The 26,007-nt window shown below is 73.0% G+C and carries 25 protein-coding genes and 1 pseudogene; 19 read left to right on the plus strand and 7 right to left on the minus strand.

Going from position 1 to position 26,007, the window contains the following annotated elements:
• Positions 1–159: 159 nt before the first annotated feature.
• Positions 160–2,985 (minus strand): hypothetical protein, encoded by a 2,826-nt coding sequence (locus ACWF9Z_RS02560; protein WP_453596666.1) that lies wholly within the window; start codon positions 2,983–2,985, stop codon positions 160–162.
• Positions 2,986–3,148: 163 nt separating this feature from the next.
• Between ACWF9Z_RS02560 and ACWF9Z_RS02565 the strand changes: the two genes are divergently transcribed.
• From ACWF9Z_RS02565 to ACWF9Z_RS02575, 3 genes are all read left to right on the plus strand, one after another.
• Complete coding sequence (locus tag ACWF9Z_RS02565; RefSeq protein ID WP_356655092.1) at positions 3,149–3,886, plus strand: GOLPH3/VPS74 family protein; 738 nt, start codon at positions 3,149–3,151, stop codon at positions 3,884–3,886.
• A gap of 405 nt (positions 3,887–4,291) precedes the next feature.
• Positions 4,292–5,176: a helix-turn-helix domain-containing protein gene (locus ACWF9Z_RS02570; protein WP_453596669.1), complete on the plus strand. Its 885-nt coding sequence runs from the start codon at positions 4,292–4,294 to the stop codon at positions 5,174–5,176.
• Positions 5,177–5,373: 197 nt separating this feature from the next.
• Positions 5,374–5,583 carry a DUF397 domain-containing protein gene (locus ACWF9Z_RS02575; RefSeq protein ID WP_453596671.1) on the plus strand — a complete coding sequence of 70 codons (210 nt, stop codon included), beginning with the start codon at positions 5,374–5,376 and terminating at the stop codon, positions 5,581–5,583.
• Between the two features lie 193 nt (positions 5,584–5,776).
• Here ACWF9Z_RS02575 and ACWF9Z_RS02580 read toward each other — a convergent pair whose 3' ends face one another.
• Positions 5,777–6,622 carry a hypothetical protein gene (locus tag ACWF9Z_RS02580; protein ID WP_453596673.1) on the minus strand — a complete coding sequence of 282 codons (846 nt, stop codon included), beginning with the start codon at positions 6,620–6,622 and terminating at the stop codon, positions 5,777–5,779.
• Between the two features lie 153 nt (positions 6,623–6,775).
• On the opposite strand from ACWF9Z_RS02580, the gene ACWF9Z_RS02585 reads away from it, so the two are divergent.
• The 3 genes from ACWF9Z_RS02585 (at position 6,776) to ACWF9Z_RS02595 (ending at position 11,676) form a co-directional block, all read left to right on the plus strand.
• A complete protein-coding gene (locus tag ACWF9Z_RS02585) occupies positions 6,776–8,008 on the plus strand; it encodes an aminotransferase-like domain-containing protein (RefSeq protein ID WP_453596675.1) in 1,233 nt (410 codons plus the stop codon).
• Positions 8,009–8,258: 250 nt separating this feature from the next.
• A complete protein-coding gene (locus ACWF9Z_RS02590) occupies positions 8,259–9,044 on the plus strand; it encodes an SDR family oxidoreductase (RefSeq protein ID WP_453596677.1) in 786 nt (261 codons plus the stop codon).
• Positions 9,045–9,084: 40 nt separating this feature from the next.
• Positions 9,085–11,676, plus strand: a complete 2,592-nt coding sequence (locus tag ACWF9Z_RS02595; protein WP_453596679.1) for a bifunctional FO biosynthesis protein CofGH — start codon at positions 9,085–9,087, stop codon at positions 11,674–11,676.
• Between the two features lie 103 nt (positions 11,677–11,779).
• On the opposite strand, the gene ACWF9Z_RS02600 is transcribed toward ACWF9Z_RS02595, so the two are convergent.
• Complete coding sequence (locus ACWF9Z_RS02600) at positions 11,780–12,880, minus strand: tyrosine-protein phosphatase (protein WP_453596681.1); 1,101 nt, start codon at positions 12,878–12,880, stop codon at positions 11,780–11,782.
• 581 nt (positions 12,881–13,461) lie between these two features.
• Here ACWF9Z_RS02600 and ACWF9Z_RS02605 point away from each other — a divergent pair.
• The 5 genes from ACWF9Z_RS02605 (at position 13,462) to ACWF9Z_RS02625 (ending at position 17,565) form a co-directional block, all read left to right on the plus strand.
• Complete coding sequence (locus ACWF9Z_RS02605) at positions 13,462–14,682, plus strand: ADP-ribosylglycohydrolase family protein (RefSeq protein WP_453597195.1); 1,221 nt, start codon at positions 13,462–13,464, stop codon at positions 14,680–14,682.
• A gap of 211 nt (positions 14,683–14,893) precedes the next feature.
• Complete coding sequence (locus ACWF9Z_RS02610) at positions 14,894–15,754, plus strand: LLM class F420-dependent oxidoreductase (RefSeq protein ID WP_453596683.1); 861 nt, start codon at positions 14,894–14,896, stop codon at positions 15,752–15,754.
• Positions 15,755–15,956: 202 nt separating this feature from the next.
• Positions 15,957–16,706, plus strand: a complete 750-nt coding sequence (locus ACWF9Z_RS02615; protein ID WP_453596685.1) for a hypothetical protein — start codon at positions 15,957–15,959, stop codon at positions 16,704–16,706.
• 65 nt (positions 16,707–16,771) lie between these two features.
• Positions 16,772–17,011 (plus strand): hypothetical protein, encoded by a 240-nt coding sequence (locus tag ACWF9Z_RS02620; RefSeq protein WP_453596687.1) that lies wholly within the window; start codon positions 16,772–16,774, stop codon positions 17,009–17,011.
• Entirely contained in the window at positions 17,008–17,565 is a 558-nt protein-coding gene (locus tag ACWF9Z_RS02625; RefSeq protein WP_453596689.1) for a hypothetical protein, read from the plus strand. The genes ACWF9Z_RS02620 and ACWF9Z_RS02625 overlap by 4 nt, the downstream gene beginning before the upstream one ends.
• On the opposite strand, the gene ACWF9Z_RS02630 is transcribed toward ACWF9Z_RS02625, so the two are convergent.
• A complete protein-coding gene (locus ACWF9Z_RS02630; RefSeq protein ID WP_453596691.1) occupies positions 17,555–17,983 on the minus strand; it encodes an ATP-binding protein in 429 nt (142 codons plus the stop codon). The genes ACWF9Z_RS02625 and ACWF9Z_RS02630 overlap by 11 nt on opposite strands.
• An 83-nt stretch (positions 17,984–18,066) precedes the next feature.
• Between ACWF9Z_RS02630 and ACWF9Z_RS02635 the strand changes: the two genes are divergently transcribed.
• From ACWF9Z_RS02635 to ACWF9Z_RS02655, 5 genes are all read left to right on the plus strand, one after another.
• The gene (locus ACWF9Z_RS02635) at positions 18,067–18,954 is read left to right on the plus strand and encodes a helix-turn-helix domain-containing protein (protein ID WP_453596693.1); all 888 of its coding nucleotides are present in this window, start codon (positions 18,067–18,069) and stop codon (positions 18,952–18,954) included.
• Positions 18,951–19,196, plus strand: coding sequence for a DUF397 domain-containing protein (locus tag ACWF9Z_RS02640; RefSeq protein WP_453596695.1), 246 nt, complete (start codon positions 18,951–18,953; stop codon positions 19,194–19,196). The genes ACWF9Z_RS02635 and ACWF9Z_RS02640 overlap by 4 nt, the downstream gene beginning before the upstream one ends.
• A 140-nt stretch (positions 19,197–19,336) precedes the next feature.
• The gene (locus ACWF9Z_RS02645; protein WP_453596697.1) at positions 19,337–19,975 is read left to right on the plus strand and encodes a LysE family translocator; all 639 of its coding nucleotides are present in this window, start codon (positions 19,337–19,339) and stop codon (positions 19,973–19,975) included.
• Between the two features lie 136 nt (positions 19,976–20,111).
• Positions 20,112–21,011: a sigma-70 family RNA polymerase sigma factor gene (locus ACWF9Z_RS02650; protein WP_453596699.1), complete on the plus strand. Its 900-nt coding sequence runs from the start codon at positions 20,112–20,114 to the stop codon at positions 21,009–21,011.
• Positions 21,012–21,043: 32 nt separating this feature from the next.
• Complete coding sequence (locus ACWF9Z_RS02655) at positions 21,044–21,442, plus strand: VOC family protein (protein WP_453596701.1); 399 nt, start codon at positions 21,044–21,046, stop codon at positions 21,440–21,442.
• On the opposite strand, the gene ACWF9Z_RS02660 is transcribed toward ACWF9Z_RS02655, so the two are convergent.
• On the minus strand, positions 21,406–21,789 hold the full coding sequence (locus ACWF9Z_RS02660; RefSeq protein ID WP_453597197.1) for a winged helix-turn-helix transcriptional regulator: 384 nt from the start codon (positions 21,787–21,789) through the stop codon (positions 21,406–21,408). The genes ACWF9Z_RS02655 and ACWF9Z_RS02660 overlap by 37 nt on opposite strands.
• A 104-nt stretch (positions 21,790–21,893) precedes the next feature.
• Between ACWF9Z_RS02660 and ACWF9Z_RS02665 the strand changes: the two genes are divergently transcribed.
• On the plus strand, positions 21,894–22,553 hold the full coding sequence (locus ACWF9Z_RS02665; RefSeq protein ID WP_453596703.1) for an NAD(P)-dependent oxidoreductase: 660 nt from the start codon (positions 21,894–21,896) through the stop codon (positions 22,551–22,553).
• Between the two features lie 82 nt (positions 22,554–22,635).
• Here ACWF9Z_RS02665 and ACWF9Z_RS02670 read toward each other — a convergent pair whose 3' ends face one another.
• Positions 22,636–22,935: a hypothetical protein gene (locus tag ACWF9Z_RS02670; RefSeq protein WP_356650386.1), complete on the minus strand. Its 300-nt coding sequence runs from the start codon at positions 22,933–22,935 to the stop codon at positions 22,636–22,638.
• An 87-nt stretch (positions 22,936–23,022) separates the two neighbouring features.
• Between ACWF9Z_RS02670 and ACWF9Z_RS02675 the strand changes: the two are divergent.
• Positions 23,023–23,205, plus strand: a pseudogene (locus tag ACWF9Z_RS02675) (helix-turn-helix domain-containing protein); the annotation flags it as partial.
• Positions 23,206–23,268: 63 nt separating this feature from the next.
• Here ACWF9Z_RS02675 and ACWF9Z_RS02680 read toward each other — a convergent pair.
• Positions 23,269–24,843 carry an APC family permease gene (locus tag ACWF9Z_RS02680; RefSeq protein WP_453596705.1) on the minus strand — a complete coding sequence of 525 codons (1,575 nt, stop codon included), beginning with the start codon at positions 24,841–24,843 and terminating at the stop codon, positions 23,269–23,271.
• A 333-nt stretch (positions 24,844–25,176) separates the two neighbouring features.
• On the opposite strand from ACWF9Z_RS02680, the gene ACWF9Z_RS02685 reads away from it, so the two are divergent.
• The gene (locus tag ACWF9Z_RS02685) at positions 25,177–25,884 is read left to right on the plus strand and encodes a hypothetical protein (protein WP_453596707.1); all 708 of its coding nucleotides are present in this window, start codon (positions 25,177–25,179) and stop codon (positions 25,882–25,884) included.
• The last annotated feature ends 123 nt before the right edge of the window (positions 25,885–26,007 follow it).

Genomic DNA, 26,007 nt, shown 5'->3' on the forward strand with positions numbered 1-26,007 from the left:
ATCCCGCGGGTGCGTCCTCCCCCCCCCCCGCTCGCCGCGCCGCGCGCCCCCCCGGGGGGGGCCCCCCACACCCCCCCCCCCCCCCCGCGGGGCGCCCCCGGGGGGTCGCGCGGGGCCCCCCGGACCGTCCGTCCGCGCTCACACCCGACGGTGGAGCGGTCAGCCGATGCGCGTCAGCTTCTCGGCGATGCCGGGGGCCGCCAGGTCGCGCTGCAGCGCCACCGGCACCTTCACCTGGCTGGCGCCCTCGCCGACCGTCAGCATGCCGATCTCCGAGCCCGCCTTCGCGGTCTGCGGCATCTTCGCCGCACCGTCACCCAGCTTGACGGCGACGGTCAGCGTCGGCCAGCCGACCGCTTCCACGTCGGCCGTGGCCACCACCGGGACGCGGCCGCCGAGTCCGTCGTCCACGTAGCCGACGACTTCACCCTTCTTGACCACCGTCGCGGCCGTCAGCATCTTCTGCGTGGCGAGCATGACGTCCTTGCTCGCCGAGATGGCCGTGTCGAGGATGGGCACGCCGTGCTGGCCGAGCACCGCGCCGACGATCAGCTGGTTGGTCTGGCCGACCTTCTTCTCGGCGGCGAAGAGCAGGTTGCCGCCGGCCTTGGTGGTGGAGCCGGTCTTGATGCCGACCGAGCCGTTGAACGGGATGAGGGTGTTGTAGTTCCGCCACTGCTTGCCGTAGGGGTCGGTCCAGCTCGGCAGCTTGGTGATGGCGATCAGCTCGGGCATCTCGACGATCTTGAGGCCGAGCTTGACCTGGTCCTCGGCGGTGCTGACCGTCGTCGCGTCCAGACCCGAGGGGTCCGTGTACGTCGTGTTGGTCATGCCGAGGTCCTTGGCGGCGTCGTTCATCTTCTTGACGAACGCCTCCTGGCCGGCGCCGGCGGCGTCCCAGCGCGCGAGCAGCCGCGCCACGTTGTTGGCGGACGGGATCATGATCGCGGCGAGGGCGTCGTACTCGGAGATCTTGTCGCCCTCCTTCAGCGTGCTGACCGTGGACTCGCCCTCGGTCTCCTTCTTGCCGTCCTCGACCGCGGTCTTGTCGATCGGGATCATCGGGCCCTTTTCCCCCTTCTTGAGGGGGAAGTCCTTGAGGATGACGTACGCCGTCATCGCCTTCGCGACACTGCCGATCGCCACGGGCTTCTGCTCCCCGAAGGTCCCGACGGGGCCGAGGCCGGCCGCGGCCATGAAGGCCTGGCCCTCCTTCGGCCACGGCAGGGACGGGGCCGCTCCGTCGAAGGAGTACGAGCCCTTCGCGGTCATCTTCAGCACCGGCTCGGGCAGCGGTCGCACCAGCTGCACGACGGCGAGGACGACGGCCAGGAGCGCGACGACCGGCGCGTAGATCTTGAACCGGCGCACCGCGGTGCGCATCGGGCTCGGCGGCGGGGGCGGGTTGTTGGTGAGGTCCGCGAGCATGTCGAGCGGCGGCTTGGGCGGCAGCGGCTGCTGCGTGGTCCGCTCGGGCGACTGCAGGGAGGCCGGGGTGGGCCTCGGGGGCTTCGACGCGGGGGTGGACGCCGGGGCCGGGGTGGCCTTCGGAGCCGGAGCCGGAGCCGGCACGGCGGCCGGGGTGGACTTCGGGGCACCGGCCCCGGTCCCGGTCCCGGGCGCGGCCTCCGTCCCGGGCAGCCGGCTGGCGACGGGGCGGGCGGACGCGTCATCGGTCCGCAGCGGTACGAAGGTGCTCGCGCGCTCACCGCCGGCGGCGCCGGGCGGCACCTCCTCGGAGGTCCCGGGCCGGGGCGATCCGGGCTTGAGGGCCCGGAACACGGCGGTGCGCTCGCTGTCGACGGGCTCGGCGGGCGCGGACGACCCGGCGGGCTCGGCGGACTTGGCAGGCTTGACCGGCTCGACCGGAACGGGCGGCTTCACCGCACGGAACACGGCGGTGCGCTCGCTGTCCACGGGCTCGGCGGGCACGGCCGGCTCGGCGGGCTTGACCGGCTCGACCGGAACGGGCGGCTTCACCGCACGGAACACGGCGGTGCGCTCGCTGTCCACGGGCGCGCCAGCCGAAGCGGAATCCCCGGTGGAGCCGGGCTTCACCGCACGGAACACGGCCGTGCGCTCGCTGTCGGCGGGCGCGGACGGCTCGGCGGGGGCTGCGGGGGCGGCCGGAGTCGAGGGCTTCACGGCCCGGAACGCGGTCGTGCGCTCGCTCACGGCCGAGGCGGACGCGGATCCCGCGGCGGGCGCGTCCGAGGTGCCGGCGGCGTCCGCCCGCGCAGAAACGGAATCTTTTTCCGGGCCGCCCGACCCGGCGGCGGAGGCAGCCCCGGAAGCACGGCCGGAAGCCGAAGCGGAATCAGTGGCGGCAGGCTCGTCAGCGGCGTCGGCCGGAGGGGTCGACACCCGGAACACGGCCGTACGGTCGCTGTCGGCGGACTCTGCGGACTTAACGGACTTGGCGGACTCGGCGGACTCGGCGGTGCGCTCGGCAGCCGGCCGCGAGGTCGGCTCGGCGGCCGGACCGGCCGAAGGCTCGACGGAGGCGCCCGAACGGCCCTTCGAGCCACCGGTACCGGCTCCCGCGCCAGCTCCGGCCTCGGCTCCGGCCGTGGCTGCGGCCGTGGCTCCGGCCGTGGCCTCGGCCTCGCGCTCGGCCTCGCGCTCGGCCTCGCGCTCGGCAGCCGCGCTCCCGCCGCCCTCCCCGTCAGGCCTCCGGGCGGCAGCCGGCGCGTCCTCGGGCAGGGCCTCGAAGATCTCGGTCTTCCCGCCCGGGGCGACCTCGCCCGGCGTGCTCGCGGAGGGCTCCGCGGAGGCGACCCAGGCCGCGACCGCCTCCCTCAGCGGATCGCGGTCGCGCACCGCGGAACCGGAGGACCCGCCGGACCCGTCTTCGGGATCGCGCGGCCGGAACACCGCCGCCCTCGGGTCGCGCCCCTCCGAGGACTCCGTCGCCCCCGACGTTCCTTCATCAACCGACTTGTCGGGGGACTCGCCCGCCACCAGTTCCTCCTCGATCGCCACCACGTCCGGCTGTCCGAATGTCTAACAGTGTCCCGTCTAGGGGGCATCGCCCCCGTGCTAGACGAGAACGACATAGCTGATGGTTCCCCCGCAAAGCGGTCAGGCGCTCTCGACAGATGAATGTGAGAGGCGTCACCCTGTCACTCATCCACGCGGGGAGGCATGGATGGGCAGGAGCCGCAGAACAATTCCGGAGGAGCTTCTGCTGCTCGCCTTGGACCCGACCACGGGCACCACGGCGCAGCCGCAGACGCTCGACCTCGGCCTGGCCGGGGCACAGCTAGTGGAGCTGGCTCTGGCAGGACGGATAGCCCCTGATGGGGATCGTATCGCCGTGGTGATGCCACGGCCGACAGGAGATCCGACTCTGGACTCCGCACTGGAGCTGCTGCGCAGGCGTGGCAGCCCGGTTCGGGCCGTCCACTGGATCGGCGGGCCCCGGCTGGGGCTCCGCCAGGTGTACCTCGCTCACTTGGAGCGCTGCGGCATGGTCAGTGCCGTCGCGGGCCAGATGTGCGGGGTGCTGCCGACGACTCGCTACCAAGCGACCGACACGGCGATCAGCCGGGAGATCCGTGCCCGGCTGGACAGTGCGATCCGCACCGGTGTACCGCCGGACCCGCGGACCGCGGCGCTTGCCGCACTGGCCCACGCGGTCGGACTCGGCAAGCACCTGTACCCCGGCAACGAGGGGCGGTCGTCACGATCCCGGCTGCGGGATCTGATCCGGCACGACCCGATGGGCGGTCTGGTGGCACACGCCGTCATGGACGTCCAGAACGGTGTGGCGGCACAGCCACGCCGCGACCGAGCACCGGCCCAGCCGGCCGCCCGGACCGCGACGGCAGCCGTTCCGCTGCAGCCGCGCCGGACGGGTGCGATGGCCCGCGCGGCCGCGCACTGATCCACCGGCGGGACACACAGCACCACAGCACGCAGCACGCAGCACGCGTAATGCCACCACCGTGACCGGCGTCCCCAGGGCCCGGTCCGGAAGCCGCCGACGCGCGGGGGGGGGGGGGGGGGGCGCGGCCCGCCCCCCCCCCCCCCCCGGGGGGGCGGGGCCCGCGCCCCCCCCCCCCCCGGGGGCGCGCGCGGGGGCGGGCGGCCCCGGGCGGCGCGGCCCCCCCGCCCCCCCCCCCCGCCCCCCCCCCGCCGCCCCGCGCGTTCGCGTGTGCGCCCCGGTCCGAGAACCCTCCGGGGCCCGTTCCGGACCGTTCCCCAGCGGGGCCGCATGCTTCGGTGGCAGTCTGCTCACCATCAGACACGCAGAGAGACAGCGACAGAAGAAGGCGGAGGTGCCGTTCACGTGGCGTCCAATGTCAATCCCACCGTCCGACGCCGCCGACTGGGCATGGAGTTGCGCAAGCTCCGCGAGGACAAGGGCATGACGGCCGAGCAGGTCGCCGAGCGCCTGCTCGTCTCCCAGTCGAAGATCAGCCGGCTGGAGAACGGCCGCCGTTCCATCAGCCAGCGCGACGTCCGCGACCTGTGCGACGTCTACGAGGTCGAGGACCGGCGGCTCGTCGACTCCCTCATGCAGATGGCCAAGGACTCCCGCCAGCAGGGCTGGTGGCACGCCTTCGGCGACATCCCGTACAGCGTCTACATCGGCCTGGAAACGGACGCGGCCAGCCTGCGCACCTACGAACCCCTGGTGATCCCGGGCCTGCTCCAGACCCCGGAGTACGCCCAGGCACTCGTCCGCGGCGCGTGGCCGGAGACCGCTCCGACCGACGTGGACAAGCGGGTCCAGGTCCGGATGCACCGCCAGAAGCGGCTCTCCGAGACCGACAACAACAACCCCGAGCTCGGGCCGCTGCGGTTGTGGGCGGTCATCGACCAGGCGGCCCTGCAGCGGCACGTGGGCGACGCCCAGCTGATGATCCGGCAGCTGGAGTACCTGATAGAGCAGTCGGAGAAGCCGCACGTGACGGTGCAGGTGATGCCGTTCTCCATGGGGGCGCACCCGGGCGTCAACGGCCAGTACGCCATCTTGGAGTTCCCGGACGCCTCCGACTCGACCGTCGTCTACATCGAGGGCGTGACGAGCGATCTGTACCTGGAAAAGGCCAATGACGTCCAGAAATACAGCGTGATGTACGAACACCTGCGGGCGCAGGCGCTCAATGTGGACCAGACCAGGCTGTTCATCTCGGAGATCATCGAGGAGTTCGCCGGCAAGGCAAAGTAGGCGGAAACGGACTCCGTTCCGCGGAAGGCCGGTACGGTACACCGTCACTCCCCGGCCACAGAAGGCCTGAATGGAATATGCCACTCGGTCGGGTGAACGCCGCCCTCGCTGTCGGAGCGCTGCGGGTAGCGTCGATCACGTCGGTCGGAGGGATGGCCGGCGAGACACCGGAACCACTCGCTGAACCGGAGAAACACATGGCTATTCGTCAGGGCGCAACGGACATCTGGACCAAGTCCTCGTACTCCGCCAACGGCGCTTGCGTCGAGGTCAGGTCCCCCCTCGTGGAGGCCGTCGCGGTCCGTGACTCGAAGGTGCAGGACGGTCCGTCCCTCACCTTCGCGCCCGGCTCCTGGACCTCGTTCGTCGCCGATGTGACCGAGGGCCGGCTGGGGCGCCTCGGCTGAACACCGAGGCGAACATCCCGGCCGGCCGACGCAGGAACAGCGCCACCAGCACCACCGCACCACCGTCTGGAGCCCTCTCGACCGGCCCGCCGTCCTGGCCGAGGGGGCTCGGCCATGTCCGTACGAGGCCCCGTACGAGGACCCGCACGAGGCCCCGTACGAGGCCCACGAAGCCCCGTACGCGCCTGCCGGGCTACCTCAGCTGATCGACGTACCGGTCGGTCCCCGGCACCGTCGGGATGAACGGAGCCACCAGCTCCACCCGCCCCAGCCCCGTCTCCGCGACCTCCGCGTCGAGCCCCTGGAACCGGTCCCAGCAGGCGCGCGGATCGGCTTCCAGGAACCACAGCAGGGTCAGCCGGGTATCGACCCCCTCCACCTGCTTCACGTACGTCATCCGGTCACCCGGCAGCGGCGTCGGCCGGAAGACCGTGACCATGGCGGCCGGGGATCCGGCCAGCCGCTCGGGCAGTGCCCTCGCCCGCAGCCACTCGAGCAGTTCGCCCCGCCGCCCGGGACCGTCGGCGTCGACGACCTGGAGCACCAGCCCGCCGTAGGGGTGGTCGAGGGCGTGGAAGTCGCGGGGGCCGGCGGCGCCGTCGCGGTAGACGGTGGCCTCGTGGTCCTGGAACGCCGTGAAGACGTGCGTGCGGTCCTGATAGACGCGGCCGTCCCGGTTGAGGCGCTTGTTGATGCCGACGGTCCACTTCATGTGCTCGTCGTAGCGGCCCTCGGTGACCCAGTACGTGGAGAGGTAGCACCCGGCCGTGACGGGCTGGGCGACGGCCGACTTCTCCGGATAGCGCAGCTCCTGGAGTTCGCGGGTGGCGACCCAGCGGCGGCCGGCGTACATCCACGGCATGGCCATGGCTCCGGCGTAGTAGTGGTCGTCCTCGTACCAGCGGTTGTACGCGAACTCGTGCCCCGGGTGCGGTTCGACCATGGTGATCAGCGCGTGGCCGGGGTGGACTCCGTAGGGGCCGACCGAGGCGAGCTCGGCGTAGTCGTCGACGCGGGTGGTGCGCTCGTCTGCTGTCATGGGGACCGGTCTAGCTGATAGCACGTCAGATGGGGAGCCTCCGTAAGGGAGTTCACGATCCGATACATAGATGGCGGGTACACATTCATGGCGGCTACGATGCGCGCACCCCACCCGCGCGCCCGACCCGCGCACCCCCGCGAAGGAGCTCCCGTGCCCGCCGCCCCGCCCTCCTCCACCCTCGCCGCGCCCGCCCTCGCACCCGCCCTCGCGGTCGCCCCGACGCCCGCCCTCGCGGACCGCGTCCGCACGACGAAGCCCTCCGCCATCCGCGAGATCCTCGCCGTCACCTCCCGGCCCGGCACGATCTCCTTCGCCGGCGGCCTGCCCGCGCCCGAGCTCTTCGACACCGAGGGGCTGCGCGCCGCGTACGACACCGCCTTCGCGCACTCCGCCGGGCGCGCGCTCCAGTACTCGACCACCGAGGGCGCCCCCGAGCTGCGCGCGGCGGTGGCGGCGCGGCTCGACGGGCGCGGGCTGCCCACCGGCGCGGACGACGTCCTCATCACCACCGGCTCCCAGCAGGGGCTCGCCCTGATCACGACCGCGCTGATCGAGCCGGGCGACGCGGTCCTGGTCGAGGACCCCACCTATCTGGCCGCGCTCCAGGGGTTCGCGCTGGCCGGCGCCCGGCTGATACCGGTGCCGTGCGACGACGAGGGCATCCTCCCGGACGCGCTGGAGGAGATCGTCGCGCGCGAACGCCCCAAGCTGCTCTACACCGTCCCCACCTTCCAGAACCCGACCGGCCGCACCCTGCCCGCCGCCCGCCGGGCGGCCGTCGCGGAGATCGCGGCCCGCCTCGGACTGTGGCTCCTGGAGGACGACCCGTACGGGGACCTGCGCTACGAGGGCCGCGCGCTCCCCTGGCTCGCCGCCCACCCGGGCGCTGAGGACCGTACGGCGCTGCTCGGCAGCTTCTCTAAGGTCATGGCCCCGGGGCTCCGCCTGGGCTGGCTGCGCGCGCCGGCGGCGCTGCTGCGCGCGGCGGTGCTCGCCAAGCAGGCGGCGGACCTGCACACCTCGACGGTGGACCAGCTGGCGACGGCGGAGTACCTGCGGACGGTGGACCTGGACGCCCACGTGGCCACGGTCCGCGACGCCTACCGGATCCGCCGGGACGCGCTCCTGGCGGGCCTCGGCGCGGCGCTCCCGGCGGGTTCCACGTGGAACCGTCCGGAGGGCGGCATGTTCGTCTGGGCCCGCCTCCCCGAGGGCCACGACGCGACCGCCCTGTTCCGCGAGGCGGCCGCCCGGGGCGTCGCCTTCGTGCCCGGAGCCCCCTTCTTCGCGGGCCCCCCGGACCCCCGCACGCTGCGCCTGTCGTTCACGACGCACACGGCGGAGGAGATCGAGGAGGGCCTGCGCCGCCTGGCGGGCGCGTAGCCCTGCCGGGCGGGGCGGCACGGGCAGGGCGGGGGCGCGGCAGAGGCGCCGGGAGAGCAGAGGCGCGGCACGGCAGAGGCGCCGGGAGAGCAGGGGCGCGGCACGGCAGGGGTGCGGCGCGGGTAGGGGCGAGGGACGCGGCACGGCGCCCCGGTCGCGCGAGCGCACCCCTTCCCTCCCCGCGCCCCGCGCCGTAGCCTGACGCCCCGTCAGATGCAGGCCCACGCCTCGTCACCCAGGAGCCCGCCCCATGCCGCTGCTGCAAGGGAAGACCGTCATCGTCTCCGGCGTAGGCGCCGGACTCGGCCACCAGGTCGCCGCCACCGTCGTCCGCGACGGCGGCAACGCCGTGCTCGGCGCGCGGACCGAGGCCAACCTCGCCAAGTCCGCCGCCGAGATCGACCCCGACGGCGCGCACACCGCGTACCGGCCGACCGACATCTCGGACGAGCGCCAGTGCGAGGCCCTCGCGGCCCTGGCCGTCGAACGCTTCGGCGGCGTCGACGCCGTCGTCCACGTCGCCGCCTGGGACTCCTACTTCGGCGGCCTCGAGGACGCCGACTTCGGCACCTGGCAGCAGATCCTCGACGTGAACCTGCTGGGCACGCTGCGGATGACCCGCGCCTGCCTGCCCGCGCTCAAGCGGACCGGTGGCTCCGTCGTCATCATCGGCACCCAGTCCGCCATCGCCTCCCCCAACGAGGTGCAGCAGGCCGCCTACGCCGCCTCCAAGGGCGCCCTGACCTCCGCCATGTACTCCATGGCCCGCGAGCTCGGCCCCCACCGCATCCGCGTGAACACCGTGCTCCCCGGCTGGATGTGGGGCCCCCCGGTCCAGGCGTTCGTCACCTTCACGGCGCACACCGAAGGCGTCCCCGAAGCCGAGGTCCACGCCCGGCTCACCGACCGCATGGCGCTGCCCGACCTGGCCACCGACGGGGACGTCGCCGACGCCGCCGCCTTCCTCGCCTCCGACCGGGCACGGGCGATAACCGGCCAGTCCCTGCTGGTCAACGCCGGTGAGCTGATGCGATGAGGCCGCCCGCCCCCGTCCGAGCGGATCGTATGCTCGGCGCATGACCACTCCGAGTGACGCTCCGACCGAGAACTCGATGCGCCGCGCGCTCCGCCGCGCCCGCGACGGCGTCGCGCTCGACGCGACCGAGGCGGCCGTACTCCTGCGAGCGCGCGGCGAGGCCCTGAGGGACCTCGCCGCCTCCGCCGCCCGCGTACGGGACTCCGGACTCGAAGCCGCCGGCCGGCCCGGCGTCATCACCTACTCGCGCAAGGTCTTCATCCCCCTCACCCGGCTGTGCCGCGACAAGTGCCACTACTGCACCTTCGTCACCGTCCCCGGCAAGCTCCGCCGGGCCGGTCACGGGATGTACCTGTCTCCCGACGAGGTCCTCGACATCGCCCGCCAGGGCGCGGCCCTCGGCTGCAAGGAAGCCCTGTTCACGCTCGGCGACCGGCCCGAGGACCGCTGGCCCGAGGCCCGCGAGTGGCTCGACGCGCACGGCTACGACGACACCCTCGCCTACGTCCGCGCCATGGCCATCCGCGTGCTGGAGGAGACCGGTCTCCTCCCCCACCTCAACCCCGGCGTCATGACCTGGTCCGAGCTCCAGCGCCTCAAGCCGGTCGCGCCGTCGATGGGCATGATGCTGGAGACCACGGCCACCCGCCTGTGGTCCGAGCCCGGCGGCCCCCACCACGGCTCCCCCGACAAGGACCCGGCCGTCCGGCTGCGCGCCCTCGAGGACGCGGGCCGCTCCAACGTCCCCTTCACCACCGGGGTGCTGATCGGCATCGGCGAGACCTTCGAGGAGCGCGCGGACGCCTTCTTCGAGCTCCGCCGGATCCAGCGCAGCTACCACGGCATCCAGGAGTTCATCGTCCAGAACTTCCGCGCCAAGCCGGACACGGCCATGCGCGGGATGCCCGACGCCGAGCTGGAGGAGCTGGCGGCGGCCATCGCGGTGGCCCGCCTCATCCTCGGCCCGTCCGCCCGCATCCAGGCCCCGCCGAACCTCGCCGACGCCGAGTACGCGCTGCTCATCGGCGCCGGCATCGACGACTGGGGCGGGGTCTCCCCGCTCACTCCCGACCACGTCAACCCCGAGCGTCCGTGGCCGCACATCGACGAGCTGGCCGAGCGCACCGCCGCCGCCGGCTTCGAGCTGCGCGAACGCCTCACCATCTACCCGGAGTTCCTTCAGCGCGGCGAGCCGTGGCTCGATCCCCGGCTGCTGCCGCACGTACGGGCGCTGGCCGACGCGGGGACGGGCCTCGCGGACGAGTCCGCGACCGTCGAGGGCCGGCCGTGGCAGGAACCGGACGAGGGCTTCACGGCGTCCGGCCGTACCGATCTGCACGCCACGATCGACACGCGGGGCCGTACCGGGGACCGCCGCGAGGACTTCGACCACGTCTACGGCGACTGGGAGGCCCTGCGCGAGGCGGCGGCCCCGGGGATGCTGCCCGAGCGCATCGACACGGACGTACGGGCGGCGCTCGCGCAGGCCGCGGACGACCCGACCCGGCTCACCGACGACCAGGCCCTCGCCCTGCTGCACGCGGACGGCCCGGCGCTGGACGCGCTCTGCCGGATCGCGGACGACCTGCGCAAGTCGGTGGTGGGCGACGAGGTCACGTACATCGTGACCCGCAACATCAACTTCACCAACGTCTGTTACACCGGCTGCCGCTTCTGCGCCTTCGCGCAGCGCCGCACGGACGCCGACGCGTACACGCTCTCCCTCGACCAGGTCGCCGACCGGGCCGCCCAGGCCTGGGACGTGGGCGCGGTCGAGGTGTGCATGCAGGGCGGGATCCACCCGGACCTGCCCGGGACGGCCTACTTCGACATCGCGCGGGCGGTGAAGGCCCGGGTGCCCGGGATGCACGTGCACGCCTTCTCCCCCATGGAGGTGGTCAACGGCGCGACGCGCACCGGCATGTCGGTGCGCGACTGGCTGACGGCGGCCAAGGAGGCCGGCCTGGACTCCATCCCGGGCACGGCGGCGGAGATCCTGGACGACGAGGTCCGCTGGGTCCTCACCAAGGGGAAGCTGCCCACGGCGGACTGGATCGACGTGGTGTCCACCGCCCACGAGCTCGGCATCCGCTCCTCCTCCACGATGATGTACGGGCACGTCGACCAGCCCCGGCACTGGCTCGGCCACTTCCGCACGCTGGCCCGCATGCAGGAGTCCGCGCGGGCCAAGGGGGTCCTGGGCTTCACGGAGTTCGTGACGCTGCCCTTCATCCACACCAACGCCCCCGTGTACCTGGCGGGCATCGCCCGTCCGGGCCCGACGGTGCGCGACAACCGTGCGGTGACGGCGATGGCGCGGATCCTGCTCCACCCGCACATCACCAACATCCAGACCAGCTGGGTGAAGCTGGGCTCGGAGGGCGCCGCCGAGATGCTCCGCTCGGGGGCGAACGACCTGGGCGGCACCCTCATGGAGGAGACCATCTCGCGGATGGCGGGTTCGAGTTACGGCTCGTACAAGTCCGTCCAGGACCTGATCGCGGTCGCGGAGGCGGCGGGCCGCCCGGCGAAGGCCCGTACGACCCTCTACGGCGAGGTCCCCGAGGAACGCCAGGCCGCGGCCCGCGCCTCGGACGGCCACCTGCCGGAGCTCCTCCCGGTCCTGGACTGACGGGTACGGGCCCCGCCACTGGTACGGGTCCGGGTCCGGGTACGCGAGGGGGCCCGGGCGGGGATCACACCCGCCCGGGCCCTTCGTCCGAACCGCGCTCCGGTCAGCCGACGAGGAGGTCGTCCTTCAGCTCGCGCAGCTCGCGGGCGTCGATGCCGAGGCCGTTCTTCAGGTAGCGGTCGAAGGTGCCGTACGTGGCCTTGACCTCGTCGTAGCCGGCGTTGAGGTACTCCGGGCGGACGTCGAGCATCGGCTTGTAGACGGCGGCCTGGGCGGCGGGGAGGTGCGAGAGGATCGCGTCGTTGGCGGCCTTGCGGTAGTCGTTGCTGGCCAGGTAGTCGGCCATCACGGTCTCGTCCGGCACGCCGAGGGCCGTCAGCAGCGAGGCGTTCGCCCAGCCCGTGCGGTCCTTGCCCGCGGTGCAGTGGAAGAGGACGGCGCGGTCACGGTCGCGCTCGACGCCCTCGAAGACCCGGGTGTAGGCCTTCTTGCCGCCGTCCCCGCTGACCATGGACTTCTCGGCGTCGACCATGGCCTTGACGGCGGCCTCGGGTGAGGTCGGCATGGCCTGGAAGGAGGGCGAGCCCGCGAAGACGTCCGCGACGACGTACGTGGCGCCCGCCGGAACCTTGTCGGCGTCCTTGGTCCGCTCGCTCTCCATCCGGAGGTCGAAGACCGTCTTGACGCGCAGGCGCTGGAGCTTGGCGAGGTCGTTGCCGGTCAGCTTGTCGAGGGCGTCGGAGCGGTAGATCTCGCCCATCTTGACCCACTGGCCGGTGGTGGTGCGGTAGCCGCCCGCGTCACGGAAGTTGGCGGTGCCCTCCAGCTTGACCAGCCGGTCGGCCAGGCGCAGGCCCTCGCCGCGCTCGGGCTCGAAGTCGAACCACTGCCGGTCGGCGGCGGGCAGCCCCTTGACGACGGCCTGGCCCCGCGCACCGCCCTTGGCGACGACCTTGCCGTTCGCCTTGATCGCGACGCGCGCGGTCCCCTTGGCGCTCCACTTCAGCGTGAACGCACCGTCGGCGCCGGCGGTGACGGTGGCCTCGGTGAACGGGATGGAGGACCGGTGGCCGTGGCGGCCGCCCCAGTGGAGGTCCCAGCCGGAGTCGGCGGAAGCCGACTCCGCGGAGGCGGCGGGGGCCACGACGACGGCGAGGGTGAGCGTGGTGGCGACGACGGTCGCGGCGAGCAGTGCCTTGTTCATGCCCCCGAGGCTGTTGGCCCCCGAACAACGCAAGGTGAACACGGCATGGCCGAAACAGGCCACCGGCAAGGCGGATGGCAAAACGTGCCAGTCGCCTGTCCGGCGGGTCACGATTCCAGCCAGACCCCGCCCCCCCCGGGGCTCCACCCCGGACCCCGGCAGCGGCGCCTCGCCCGAACCGGGAGCGGGGAGCGGGTCCGGGCCGGCCCGGGGAACGGTGGAAGGGCGGGTCGGGGAGAGCACCGCGCAGCGACCCACACCCGCACCCCCACCCGGCCAGGGCCCCGCAGGGGACCGATCGAAACCAGCCGTTCCCGCCCCGGACACCCCCCGCATGACCGACTACTTCCGGACCCGACCGATCCTGTCCACTACAGTGCCCGCCAGAGCACGCAGGCGCACGCGAGCGCACGCGCGCGCAGCCCGGGGGGATCGACATGGACACGGCGACGGAAACGTCCGGGAAGCAGCAGAGCCCGGCCGGCACGGCCCATCCCCCCACCCCACACACCGGCCTCGGCCCCGCCACCGGCCCCACCGCCGGTGACACCCTCAGCGGCCGCACCGCCGTCACCACCGGCCTGTGGGGCCGCGCCGAGCAGCAGGACTTCCGCAGCCGCGTCCGAGGAGCGCTCCTCGGTTCCGCCATCGGCGACGCCCTCGGCGCCCCGGTGGGCGCCCTCACCCTCGACGCCATCCACGAGGCCCACGGCCCGGCCGGCCTGACGGAACCCGCCCCGACCCCGGCCCCGCAGCTGCCCCCCGGCCACGCCCCGGGCGGCGGCCGGGCCCGGACCCACGCGACCCCCGGCCAGGGGAAGGGTGCGATAACCGCCGCCACCCAGCTCACCCTCTTCACCGTCGACGGGCTCATCCGCGCCCACGTCCGCAGGGACACCGGCGCCTGGCACCCGCCGACCGACGTCCACCGCGCGTACCTCCGCTGGGCCGCCACCCAGTACGACTGGGGCCCCGACGAACGCCGCGAGGACAACGGCTGGCTCGCGCGGCAGGAGTGGCTCTACACCCGCCGCGACCCCGCCCGCGCCTGCCTGACCGGCTTCGCCGACGCCCTCCTCGGCACCCTGGACCAGCCGAAGAACCCCGCCGCCCGGGACGCGGCCGCCGCCGCCCGCTCCGCGCCCTTCGGCCTGCTGGTCGGCTGGGAGTCCGCGCTCGTCCTCCAGCTCTCCGTCGAGTGCGCCGCGCAGAGCCACGGGCACCCGACCGCGTACCTCGCGGCCGGCGCCTTCGCCGTCATCGTCCACGGCCTGACCCGCGGCGAGTCCCTCGACTCCGCCGTCCAGCGCGCGCTCGGCCTGCTCGGCGCCCGCCCCGGCCACCAGCCCGTCACCGACGCCCTGCAGCGCGCGCTCGCGGCCGTCACCCTCGGAGTCCCGTCCGCGCGGACGGTCGAGGAGCTGTCCCCCGGCCACGACCACGAGGGCCACGCAGGCCACACCGGTCACGCAGACCACACCGACCGCGCCGGTCACAGCGCCGAGGACGTCCTCGCCATCGCCGTGTACTGCGCCCTCGTCGCCGAGAACGTGGCCCACGGCCTGCGCCTCGCCGTGAACCACGGCGGAGACTCCACGGCCGCCGGCGCCCTGTGCGGGGCGCTGCTCGGCGCCCAGCACGGCGAGACCGCCCTCCCGGCGAGCTGGCTCGCGGAGCTCGAGGGCCGCGCCACGATCCTGGAACTCGCCGACGACTTCGCCCTGGAGATGACCCAGGGCCCCGCCCTCCACGGCCCGTCCCTGCCGTCCTCCGGCTGGCTGACCCGCTACCCGCGCGGCTGACCGGCACCGCCGCCCGTACGAACCCGGCCCCCGCACACGACACGGCCGCACGGCCGCACACCCACCCACCTGCCCGGCCACCCAACCGCCCAGCCGCGCAGCCGCCCCGGCCACCCCGGCGAGCGCCACGACATGGCCGACTCGCGCCCCTGCCCTCCTCGCACGCGAAGCCGTACCTTGGCCCTCCCACGTCACGGAGGTGCCAGCGCACATGCGGATCGCCACGACCGTCTTCCTCACCGACCGCACCATCTCTCCCGTACGCCTCGCCCGTGCCCTCGAGGAACGCGGGTTCTCCGGCCTCTACCTCCCGGAGCACACCCACATCCCGGCCGACCGCGTCACGCCCGCGCCCATGGGCGGCGAGCTCCCCGAGATGTACGGCCGCACCCTGGACCCCTTCGTGGCCCTCGGCCAGGCCTCCGCCGTCACCGAGACGCTCCGGCTCGGCACCGGCATCACCCTCGTGGCCCAGCACGACCCGATCGACCTCGCGAAGAAGATCGCCACGCTGGACCACCTGTCCGGCGGCCGTTTCACCCTCGGCATCGGCTACGGCTGGAACGTGGAGGAGGCCGCCGACCACGGAGTCGAGTGGCGCACCCGCCGCGAACTGGTCCGCGACCGCATGGCCCTGATGCGCGCCCTGTGGTCTCCCGAACCCACCGCGTACGTCGGCCAGTTCTCCTCGGTCCAGGCCAGCGCGGCGCACCCCAAGCCCGCCCAGGCCCCCCGCGAACTCGCCCCGGGCATCCCCCTGTACGGCCCCCGCACCCTGATCGGCGGCCAGGCCGGCCCGAAGCTCTTCGCGGCCATCGCCGACCACACCGACGGCTGGCTCCCGATCGGCGGCGGCGGTCTGACGGAGTCCCTCCCGGTCCTGCGCCAGGTCTGGGAAGCCGCCGGCCGCGACCCGAAGTCGCTCCAGGTGGTCCCGTACGCGGTCCAGCCCACCCCCGGGAAGATGGGCCACTACGCGGACCTGGGCATCGAGGAGGTCGTCCTCCAGCTCCCCTCCGGGACCGAGCCGGAGATCCTCCGCGTCCTGGACGGCCTCGCGCAGTACCTCTGAGCCTCTGGAGTCCGGGAGCCACCTGATTCCTCGCCCCCCTCGCCGCCGCCCTGCTGCTGCGCGTCCTGCGGGCCGGCCGCGCCGGGGCGGGGCGGGGCGGGTCCCATGGCCCGGCCGACGTGCGCCGCCGGCTCCGGGGGCGGTGCGGGCACCCCCGTAGGGTGATCGCGGACATCACGCGGCGGGTTCGGGGGGAACAGGCATGAGAGCGGCGCGAAAGAACCAGATGCCCCGGACGGCCCCGCCGGCCCTCCCGACCCAGGCGGCCCTGCCCACCCAGGCGGCCCCGCCGACGCTCCCAGCCCGGACGGGCCACAAGCCGGCCCGCACCTCCCGCAATTCCCTCTTCTGGGCCCTGCTCGTCCCGGGCGCGGCCACGGTGGCCGGCTTTGTCGCCCAGTATCCGTACGGCGGGCTGTACGCCGGTGTGGCCCTCGTGCTCGCCGCCTCCGCCCTCGGCGCGATCGTGGCGGGCTCGAACTGGCACCGCAGCGGCGCCGCGGTGATCGTCGGCTTCGGCGTCATGGCCCTCGCCCTCTTCGCCGGGCCGAACCTGTACGAGTCGTACGCGAAGCTCCTCGGCGAACGCGTCGGCGCCGTGGTCGTACGGACCGGGAGCCCCGCGGGCGCCGCGAAGAAGGGCGAGGCCTTCTGCCACGTGATCGACGACGAGGGCGAGGTCAGCGAGCTCGCCAACCGGCAGAACTGCTCCGAGGACTTCACCGCGGAACAGCGCGTCGTCCTCTACAAGGATCCGCTCGGCGCCCTGTCGCCCTGGATCGAGGCCGAGGACGACCGCTCCCTCGACCCCCTCGGCCTGGGCATCACGGGCGGGCTGTTCCTCCTGGTCGGCGGCACCCTGCTCACCGCCGGACTGCGGCGGCGCTCGGATCAGGACCTCCTGGAGGAACACCGTCGGCGGCACGGCCCGCCGTGGCGGTCCTCCCGGTAGCGGGCACGCACCCGCGCCGCGAAACCCGTTGGCCAAGGCCTCGCGCGCGCCCCGAGAATGACCTCATGCCGGGACAGCGCAAGCGCAAGCGCAGCAGGGACCGGGAGCGGGCCCGGACGGCCGTCCCGGGCCACTGGGAGCCGCTGTTCACCACGGAGGACGGGGCGGAGCTGAAGGCGTACGTCCAGCGCCTCTCCGCCGAGGGGACCGACGCGAGCCAGGTGCGCCTGGACACGTTCTGCGGCCGTCTGGAGTTTCCGACCGCGTACCGCGTCAGCATCTTCGTGCCGGAGGCCTCCGCATGACGGACGAGACGTGGGAGCGACTCCCCGAGGGCATCCGCCGGCAGGTCGACGGGTACGTCCTCCAGGACCGGCTGATGTACGCCGTCCACACCGTCTGGGAGGCCGGCCGCGCCCGGGGGGTGGGTCTGCGCGTGGCCAAGGACCTGGTCGCCGCCCGGTACGCGCACTTCGGCGACCGCGTGGCCCGCACCCCCGACTCCCCGCTCGATCTGGAATCCCTCGCCGCCATCACCTCGGGCCTCCCGGCGCGCGTGGTGGCGGTCGAGGCCGTCTGGGACGGGGACACCGTGCACGACTGGTTCGTCCGGCTCCTGGCCGTCACCGAAGACCCGCCCGGGGACCACGAACTGGCCACGGTCTTCTGGGGTACCGGCGCCCGCGCCCTCGAAGCGGAAGGCGCCGGCCCCGGCCCCCTGAACCCGCACGCCGCCGCGGCCACCCGCGCGGGCACCGCGCTGGCGGCCCACCTGGGGGTCCCGTTCCACTTCGCCAGTCCGGCCACGCCGGACGACCGGCTCCCCCGCTGGCGGGACACCCACCCGGCTACACCCTGAGCTCCGCCCAGACCGTCTTCCCGATCACCCGGTCCATGACCCCCCAGTCGGCGGCGACGGCGTCGACGATCCGCATGCCGTAGCCACCCCCGGCCTGGTACGAACGCGGCCGCACGACCGGCCGCCGGTCCCGACGGGCGTCGGACACCTCGATCCGCAGGGCCCCGGGCGCGGGGAAGAGCGTCATCCGGAGCTCGAAGTCCCGCCCGGGGACGTGCCCGTGGGTGACGGCATTGGTGGCGAGCTCGGCAACGAGGAGCCCGGCGTCCTCGGACAGCCCGGTGCGGTCGGGGACGCCCCACGCGTGCAGCTCTACGAGGCTGAGCTGGCGGGCGAGGCGCGCGCCGCGGTGGGTGGAGGTGAAACGCTGCGTGAACACGCGTGCGAGGGCTTGGGGGGACTCCGAGGGTGCGGTCATGGGAGCAACGTCCCGTGTGGGGAGGGGTCTTCCCCAGCAAGGCAACCGCTACTTTTCAACTGTACGAGTTCACCTTCTGGACAGTGTCGGTCACCGAACGTGAGGATGTTCGCGGGGAGGTGACCGTGATGACGAGCGTGCAAGTCGATGACAACGGCGCCAAAGAGAAGGAACCTGACGGCGACCTGGTGAGCTTCGGTCAGACGGTCAAGGCGTTTCGCAAACGCGCCGGCCTGACCCAGGAGCAGCTACATCCTCTGATCCGCTACTCCGTCCAGTACATCGGCTCAGTCGAACAGGGCCGACGACATCCGTCCACGCGATTCGTCGACCGGGCGGAGGAGGCCTTGGACGCCTTCGGCGTCCTCAAAATCGCGGCGAAGCAGCTGCAACGGAGGCGGGGACTGGCGTCGTGGTTCCGGCGCTGGGCGGAGCTGGAAGACACCTCGATCACGCTGAACACGTACGAGTGCAGGGTGATCCCGGGGCTGCTGCAGCCGGAGTCGTACATGCGGGCGCTCATCGAGAACGTGCCGCCGCTGGCGACCCCCGAGGAGGTGGAAGCGCGGGTCAGGGATCGCCTGAACCGACAGAAGCTCCTGCACCGAACCCCGTACATCGCCTTCAGTTTCATCATCGACCAGGTGGTGATCGAACGACAGACGGGCGGACCTGAGGTCACGCGGGAGCTGATCGACCACCTACTGGAGTGCGCCGCACTACCCAATGTGGACCTCCAGATCATCCCGACGATTCAGCCCCTGCACGCGGGCACGGACGGCCCCTTCCAACTGCTCGAAACCGACGAGAACGAATGGTTCGGCTACGCAGAGGGGCAGCAGTCAGGCCAGGTGATCACCAACCAGAAAGACGTCGGCATCCTCCACCAGCGGTATGCCAAACTTCGCATTCAGGCCCTCAACCCTGTCGACGGCATGGGCCTGTTGATGCGAATGCGAGGATCCCTGTGAACAACTCCCAGTTGCGGTGGTTCAAGAGCAGCTACAGCGGCAGCCAGGGCGACAGCTGCGTCGAGGTGGCCCTGTCCTGGCACAAGTCGACGTACAGCAGCGGCGACGGCGACGACTGCGTCGAGGTGGCCGCCTGCGCCGACTCCGTCCACATCCGGGATTCGAAGGTGACGGCCGGACCGGAAATGGCGGTGACGCCCGGGTCCTGGGCTGCGTTCGTGGGCGGGGTCACCGGGGCCTGAGCTGCGGCCTGTCGGGGGCGTTGACAGTCCCTGGGGGCGTCCCACCCCCGCCCAGCCGTCAACGCCCCCGCCCGGCCACCCCACGCCCCCCACCCGAAATCCCCTTCCCCTCCCACCCCCCGTCCGGAACGATGGTCCGCATGGTTTCCACCGACCGGCTGTTCGCCTTCGCGGCGATGTCGCTGCTGCTGATCCTGATCCCCGGGCCGAGCGTGCTCTTCGTCATCGGGCGCGCCCTGTCCCAGGGGCGGGGGGCCGTACTGACCACGGTGGCCGGGAACACGCTGGGCGCCTACGTGCTCGTGATCGCCGTGGCCTTCGGCGTGGGCGCCGTCGTGGAGCGGTCGGTGGTCGTGTTCACCGCGCTCAAGCTCGCGGGCGCCGCGTACCTCGTCCACCTCGGGGTCAAGGCGTGGCGGCAGCGGCGCTCCCTCCAGGCGGAATTCGGTGCGGGCGGGGCCGCGTACGGCACCTGGCGCTCGCTCTGGGAGGGCTTCGCCGTCGGCGTCGCCAACCCCAAGACCATCGTGTTCTTCGCCGCCGTCCTCCCGCAGTTCGTGGACCGCTCCCAAGGCCACGTAGCGGCCCAGATGCTGCTCCTGGGCCTGGTCTTCAACCTCATCGCGGTGGTCTGCGACAGCACCTGGGGCATGGCCGCCGCGACCGCCCGCAGCTGGTTCTCGCGGTCGCCCCGGCGGCTGTCCGCGATCGGCGGGGCCGGCGGACTCGCGATGATCGGGCTCGGCGTGACCGTCGCCGTGACCGGACGCAAGGACTGACCCGGCCGGTCGTGGACCACCGCACCGACGCCCCCCGGAATGGCCGGCCGCCCACAACAACGCCCCGTGAGGCCTTCGTTCACCGCCGGTCCGGTGATCTACTTCTGGGACCTGCTGAGGAAGGAACACCCGGGACGTGGACGATCAAGAGCTGCTGGCCGCCCGCTTCGAGGAGCACCGCTCCCACCTCCGTGCCGTCGCCTACCGGATGCTCGGCTCGATCGGTGAGGCCGAGGACGCCGTCCAGGAGGGCTGGCTGCGGCTGAGCCGCACCGACGTCAGCGAGGTGGAGAACCTCGGGGGCTGGCTGACGACCGTGGTGGCCCGGCTGTGCCTGAACGGGCTGCGCGCGCGGGAGACGCGCCGCGAGGACTCCCTGGAGGCCCGCCTGGACGGCCCGGTCCGGATGCCCGACCCGGTGCTGAGCCGGGAGGGCGCGATCGACCCGCAGGACGAGGTCCTGCTGGCCGACTCCGTCGGCCTGGCGCTGCTGGTGGTCCTCGAATCCCTCGCGCCCGCCGAGCGGCTGGCGTTCGTCCTGCACGACATGTTCGCCGTCCCCTTCGACGAGATCGCCCCGATGCTCGACAAGACGCCGGCGGCCACCCGGCAGCTCGCCAGCCGTGCGCGCCGCCGGGTCCAGGGGAGGGCGCCGGTGCCGGATCCGGACCTCTCGCGGCAGCGCGAGGCCGTGAGCGCGTTCTTCTCGGCCACCCGGAACGGGGACTTCGACGCGCTCGTCGCCCTGCTCCACCCCGACGTCGTCCTGCGTTCCGACGGCGGCGTCGCGCGCGCCCGCCAGACGGTGGTCCTGAGCGGCGCCGTAACCGTGGCCTCGCAGGCGTCCCTCTACCGCAACCTCGCCCCCTTCGTCGTCCCCGCGCTCGTCAACGGGGCCGCCGGGGTGGTGTGCGTCGTCGAGGGCCGCCTGATGTCGGTGATGGCCTTCACCGTCACCGGGGGCCGGATCGTCGCCATCGACGTGATCACCGACCCCGACCGGCTGAAGACCTACGACCTGTCCGCCCTCCTCTGACGGACCGGCGGACCGGCCGTACCCTCTCCTCCATGATCGACTCACAGACGCACGTCCGTGTCGCCCGGCCCTCCCTCGACCTCGCCGCCGCCGAGCGGTTCTACGTGGGAGGGCTCGGGCTCGACGTCCTGTGGCGGACCACCGAGCGCGTGTCCGGGGAGCACGACCTCGTGATGGTCGGGCCCGCCGGCGGCGGCTGGCACTTCGAGCTCACCCACGACCCGGAGAACCCCGTGGCCCCCTCCCCCACCGTGGACGACCTCTTCGTCGTGTACCTCGGCGAGGCCCCCGACGAGGCCCTCGTGGCCCGGCTCGTCGAGCACGGCGGGACCCGCGTGGCCTCCCACAACCCGTACTGGGACGCGTACGGGGTCACGGTCGCCGACCCGGACGGCTACCGCCTGGTCCTCTGCTCCCGCACCTGGGGCTGAACCGTCCCTCCCGCCGCGCCCGCCTCCTGCGCGTCCAGCAGTTCGTCCCAGTGCTCCCGCGTCCATGCGCAGGCCGCGTCGAGCGGCCCGAGCAGGCCGCGCCCGAGCGGGGTGAGGGCGTACACGACGCGCCGCGGCGGGCCCTCGTGCGCGGTGCGCGCCACGAAGCCGTCGCGTTCCAGTGCGCGCAGGGACTGCGTCAGGGACTTGGCGGTGATCTCGCGCAGCGGGACCTTGAGTTCCGAGAAGCGGCGCGGGCCGTCCTGGAGGCAACGCAGGATCAGCGCGGCCCACTTGTCGCCGATCCGGAAGGGCACCAGGCGCGAGGGGCAGACGGGGTCGAACATCTCCGGGTCCAGGGGCTGGGGCTGGGGCGGGTTCGTCTGCGTCACGACCCACACCGTAGGCCGGTATCCGATCGGTAACCACCCCTGTCCCTAGGCTCCGTGACATGACGCATCACGAGCAGGAACGCGAGAAGGTCATCGTCTTCGGCGCGCGGGGACGCGTCGGCCGGGCCGTCGTCGCCGAGGCGCGGGCCCGGGGCCACGAGGTTACCGAGGCGGGGCGGGCCGACGGGGACATCACCTCGGCGGCCGACGTGGCGCGGCTCGCCGCCGGGCACGGCGTGGCGGTGGCGGCGGCGTACGACATGGGGGCCGTCCCCGGTGAGTTCTTCCCGGCGGCCGCGCGCGCCCTGGCGGCGGGCCTGGCCCGCGCCGGGGTACGCCGCTTCGTGTCGGTGGGGCTGGCCTCGGTCCTGCCCACGGCGTCCGGGGCGCTCCTGATGGACACGCCGGGCTATCCGCAGGAGTGGCGGGAGTTCTACGTCGGGCACGGCGCCGGCACCGAGGCCCTGCGGGCGGCCGCGCCGCGGGGGCTGGACTGGGCGGTGCTGAGCCCGTCCGGGGACTTCGTGCCCCTCGAGGCCGGGGGCGGTTCGGGGGACACGCGCGGGGACGCGCCCACCGGCGGGTCCGGGGGCGGCTACGTCTTCGCCCCCGCCGACGCCGGCGGCCGGATCACGCACGCGGACTTCGCACGGGCGGTGCTGGACGAGGCCCTGGCCCCGACCGTGCACGGCGCGCACGCGGGGGTGACGGCGGCCTGACCGCGCCCCCGGCGACGGCGCGGCCCTGCCGGCAGTCCCCGGCGGAGGTGGAGCGGCCGTGGCCGGCCGGGTGCGCGCCGGCTCAGCCGGCCTTCACCTGCGGGGGCTTCGGCAGTCCGGCGGTCAGCGCCGTGCCGGCCCCGCCGAGGGAGGCGTCGGTGGCCTTCGACGCGGACCCGGCGGCCGAGGCGGTGACCTCCACGGCCGTCTTGGCGTCCTTGATCGCGCCGCCGGGGTGGTCGACGATGTCGCCGACGCGCTGGGTGATCGGGGGCCCCTGGACGGCGGGCTCGTCGGCGGCGTGCGCGACGGCGGGGGTGAGGGCGAGGGCCGCGCCCCCGGAGAGGACCAGGGCGGCAAGGCTGCGCTTGATGGCGTTCATACCGTGCAGAACGACCCCGCCCCCACCCCGGTCACCGCCCGGCCCCCACCCGTTCCGGGAATCGGAGAACGTGGGCAGCCTCCCCTTCAGCACGCCACCCAGGTGCAGGTGGCGGAAGCCATGGGGGTCACCCAGGCTCGCGTGTCCCGGATCGAGAGCGGCGAGCTGGAGCGCAGCGAGGTGGAAACGCTCGCCGCCTATGTGCGCGCCCTCGGCGGCAAGCTGAAGATCGTGGCCGAGTTCGGTGACGAGCAGTACACCCTCGGGTGACCACGCCCGCGGCCCCGGACCCGAGGATCGGTCCGGGGCCGCGGGAGGACTCGGCGGGACGGGTCAGTCCTCGACCACCAGGGCCGGGGTGGACTTCGTCAGGACCTCGCCGCGGAAGAAGGCCGGGCTGCGGCGTTCGGTGACGAGCATGACGACCAGGCCGAGGGCCAGCAGGCCGACGCCGATGACGAAGACGCTGCCGACGCCGAGGACCGTGGAGCCGGAGCCGTACGACGGGTTCCACATGTCGATCAGGGTCTTGAAGAAGACGGTGGCGAGCAGCAGCCCTCCCAGGACGGGGAAGACGCCCTTGAAGAACAGGTCGCGGGCGGACGTGCGCAGGTCGCCGCGGAAGAACCAGGCGCAGGCGAAGGCCGTGAGGGAGTAGTAGAAGCAGATCATCAGGCCGAGCGCGAAGATCGTGTCGGTCAGGACGTTCTCGCTGACCAGGGTCATCACGGTGTAGAAGCCGCCGGTCGCGACGCCCGCCATGACGGTGGCGCGGCCCGGGGTCTTGAACTTCGGGTGGACCTTGGCGTACGAGGACGGCAGCGCCTCGTAGGTGGCCATGGCCAGGACGGTGCGGGCCACCGGGATGAAGGTGGTCTGCAGGGAGGCCGTGGCGGAGGCGAGGACGGCGACGAAGAGCAGGATGCCGAGCATCGGGCCCATCACCGGGCCGGCGAGGGCGGCGAAGACGTTGCCGGAGGTCTCCGGGTTGCCGAGGCCGAAGCCGACGGTGCCGGAGCCGACGGCCATCTGCGCGGCGATGCCGGTGGCGAGGTAGGAGCCGACCAGGACGACCATCGCGATGAGCGAGGCGCGGCCCGGGGTCTTCGCGGAGCCGGTGGTCTCCTCGTTGGTGGCCAGGCAGGCGTCCCAGCCCCAGTACATGAAGATCGAGAGCGAGAGTCCGGCGGTGAAGGCCGCCATGGACTCGACCGCGAAGGGGTTCATCCACTGCCAGGAGAAGTCCAGGCCGGTGTCGAAGGTGCCGGCCGATCCCTTCTGGAAGGCCATCGCGACGAAGAGGGCGAGGACGGCGAGCTGGAGGCCGACCAGCGTGTACTGGACGCCCTTGGTGGCCGTCATGCCGCGGTAGCTGATGGCGGTCGCGGCGGCGATGAGCGCGAGGCAGGTGGCGATGTGGACGAGTTTGTTGTCGTCGAGGGCGGAGATCGCCCCGTTGCCGGTGACCTCTCCGGCCAGCAGCCAGAAGTAGGAGGTGGCCACGCCGGCCAGGTTGGAGAGCACGATGATCGTGGCGATCACCAGGCCCCATCCGCACATCCAGCCGATCCGGGGGCCGAAGGCCTTGACGGTCCAGGTGAACGAGGTGCCGCAGTCCGGCACGGCCTTGTTGAGCTCGCGGTACGCGAAGGCGACCAGCAGCATCGGGAGGAAGCCGGCCAGGAAGACGGCCGGCATCTGGACGCCGACCTCACCGGCGGTGGAGCCGAGGGTCGAGGTCAGGCAGTAGACGGGGGCGACGGTGGAGATGCCGATGACGGCGCTTCCCACGAGGCCGACGGAACCTCTGCCCAGGCCCTTGCCGCGGACGTCACCGTCGGGGCCGCCCTCGGGGGCGGCGCCGCTTACCGTGTCCCCGACCGGGGCCCGAACGTCCAGCTGTGTCATGGACAAGGACGTTAGACGCTGCGTTTTCCATATATGGAGGACTTAAGTCCGCTTACGGCAAGCCCGGATGACCTTTGAAACCCGAGGTCAACGCACTCCACGAGCTGGCAATAAAAGGTTCACTCGGCATTCAGTCTCGCTTCACCAGGTACCGAACATGACCTTCCGATATGCGGAAACCGAAGGCGTGTCCGTTTTGGGCGTTTTCAATCTTTCCCATGTGACTTTTCCCGGCCTGCCGACCGCCTCGCCCCGCGAGGGTTTTTGCCGTGGACATGCCCATCTCCTATAGTCGCCGCCGTTCAAGGTCATTCAACGGGGAGACATCCGCCCATGCGCGTCAGAGCACTGCTCACCACTGCCACGGCCGTCACGGCCCTGCTCGCCCTCACCGCCTGCGGAAGCGGTGACGGCGACCCGGCGGCCGCGGGCAGCCGCGGCGCGGTCGGCGGCGCCAACGGCGGCGCCAACGCCGGTGGCGGCAGCGGCGACGGGGACGGCAGCGGCATGGACGGCACGCTGGAGAACCCCGCCAAGAACGGCGGGGTCAGCGGCAACGCCCCCAAGGACGGCACGCCCTTCCAGCAGCTGCCCAAGGCGGGCACGATGGCCGCCGCCGCCCGGTTCGTCAACGGGTACACCCGGTGCGCCTCCCTCTCCACCGAGCCCACCGACGACGAGTCCCCCGACCCGGACGACAAGAAGTACGACGCCAAGTGGTCCGTCACCGAACACGGCTACTGCGGCCACGGCACCCGCATCTTCCTGTACAAGGACGCCAAGGTCTTCCAGGCCGCCTACAAGGCCGACCTCGACCAGAAGCTCAAGGAGTCCCCGGACGCGGGCCTCAAGGGCGGGTTCCTCATCGGCCAGGACTTCGCCGTCGTGGCCGACAGCAAGTCCGCGATCGCCGCCCTGAGCAAGCCGGGCGGCCTCCTCATCCTGAACTGCCACCCGAAGTTCACCACGCCCAGCGGCTACGTGAAGGCGGAGGGCCTCGTGAAGGGCTGCGTCCTCACCGACTACTTCAACGGCAACTGAGCAGGGCGGGGCGGGGGGGGCCCCCCCCCCCGCGGGGGGGAGGGGGGGGCCCCCCCCAACCACTCCAGGGTCTGACCGGTAGGCCTGACCGGGGAGCGCACCCCGAAACGCCCACCCCCCCCC

Source organism: Streptomyces sp. NPDC054961 (assembly GCF_053609145.1).

Coding starts and splice junctions, on each gene's coding strand:
- ACWF9Z_RS02595 (WP_453596679.1), top strand. CDS start 9,085: ATGACCACTCCGAGTGACGCTCCGACCGAGAACTCGATGCGCCGCGCG.
- ACWF9Z_RS02620 (WP_453596687.1), top strand. CDS start 16,772: ATGCCGGGACAGCGCAAGCGCAAGCGCAGCAGGGACCGGGAGCGGGCC.
- ACWF9Z_RS02590 (WP_453596677.1), top strand. CDS start 8,259: ATGCCGCTGCTGCAAGGGAAGACCGTCATCGTCTCCGGCGTAGGCGCC.
- ACWF9Z_RS02665 (WP_453596703.1), top strand. CDS start 21,894: ATGACGCATCACGAGCAGGAACGCGAGAAGGTCATCGTCTTCGGCGCG.
- ACWF9Z_RS02660 (WP_453597197.1), bottom strand. CDS start 21,789: ATGTTCGACCCCGTCTGCCCCTCGCGCCTGGTGCCCTTCCGGATCGGC.
- ACWF9Z_RS02575 (WP_453596671.1), top strand. CDS start 5,374: ATGGCTATTCGTCAGGGCGCAACGGACATCTGGACCAAGTCCTCGTAC.
- ACWF9Z_RS02680 (WP_453596705.1), bottom strand. CDS start 24,843: ATGACACAGCTGGACGTTCGGGCCCCGGTCGGGGACACGGTAAGCGGC.
- ACWF9Z_RS02685 (WP_453596707.1), top strand. CDS start 25,177: ATGCGCGTCAGAGCACTGCTCACCACTGCCACGGCCGTCACGGCCCTG.
- ACWF9Z_RS02600 (WP_453596681.1), bottom strand. CDS start 12,880: ATGAACAAGGCACTGCTCGCCGCGACCGTCGTCGCCACCACGCTCACC.
- ACWF9Z_RS02615 (WP_453596685.1), top strand. CDS start 15,957: ATGAGAGCGGCGCGAAAGAACCAGATGCCCCGGACGGCCCCGCCGGCC.
- ACWF9Z_RS02655 (WP_453596701.1), top strand. CDS start 21,044: ATGATCGACTCACAGACGCACGTCCGTGTCGCCCGGCCCTCCCTCGAC.
- ACWF9Z_RS02630 (WP_453596691.1), bottom strand. CDS start 17,983: ATGACCGCACCCTCGGAGTCCCCCCAAGCCCTCGCACGCGTGTTCACG.
- ACWF9Z_RS02625 (WP_453596689.1), top strand. CDS start 17,008: ATGACGGACGAGACGTGGGAGCGACTCCCCGAGGGCATCCGCCGGCAG.
- ACWF9Z_RS02670 (WP_356650386.1), bottom strand. CDS start 22,935: ATGAACGCCATCAAGCGCAGCCTTGCCGCCCTGGTCCTCTCCGGGGGC.
- ACWF9Z_RS02610 (WP_453596683.1), top strand. CDS start 14,894: ATGCGGATCGCCACGACCGTCTTCCTCACCGACCGCACCATCTCTCCC.
- ACWF9Z_RS02580 (WP_453596673.1), bottom strand. CDS start 6,622: ATGACAGCAGACGAGCGCACCACCCGCGTCGACGACTACGCCGAGCTC.
- ACWF9Z_RS02645 (WP_453596697.1), top strand. CDS start 19,337: ATGGTTTCCACCGACCGGCTGTTCGCCTTCGCGGCGATGTCGCTGCTG.
- ACWF9Z_RS02565 (WP_356655092.1), top strand. CDS start 3,149: ATGGGCAGGAGCCGCAGAACAATTCCGGAGGAGCTTCTGCTGCTCGCC.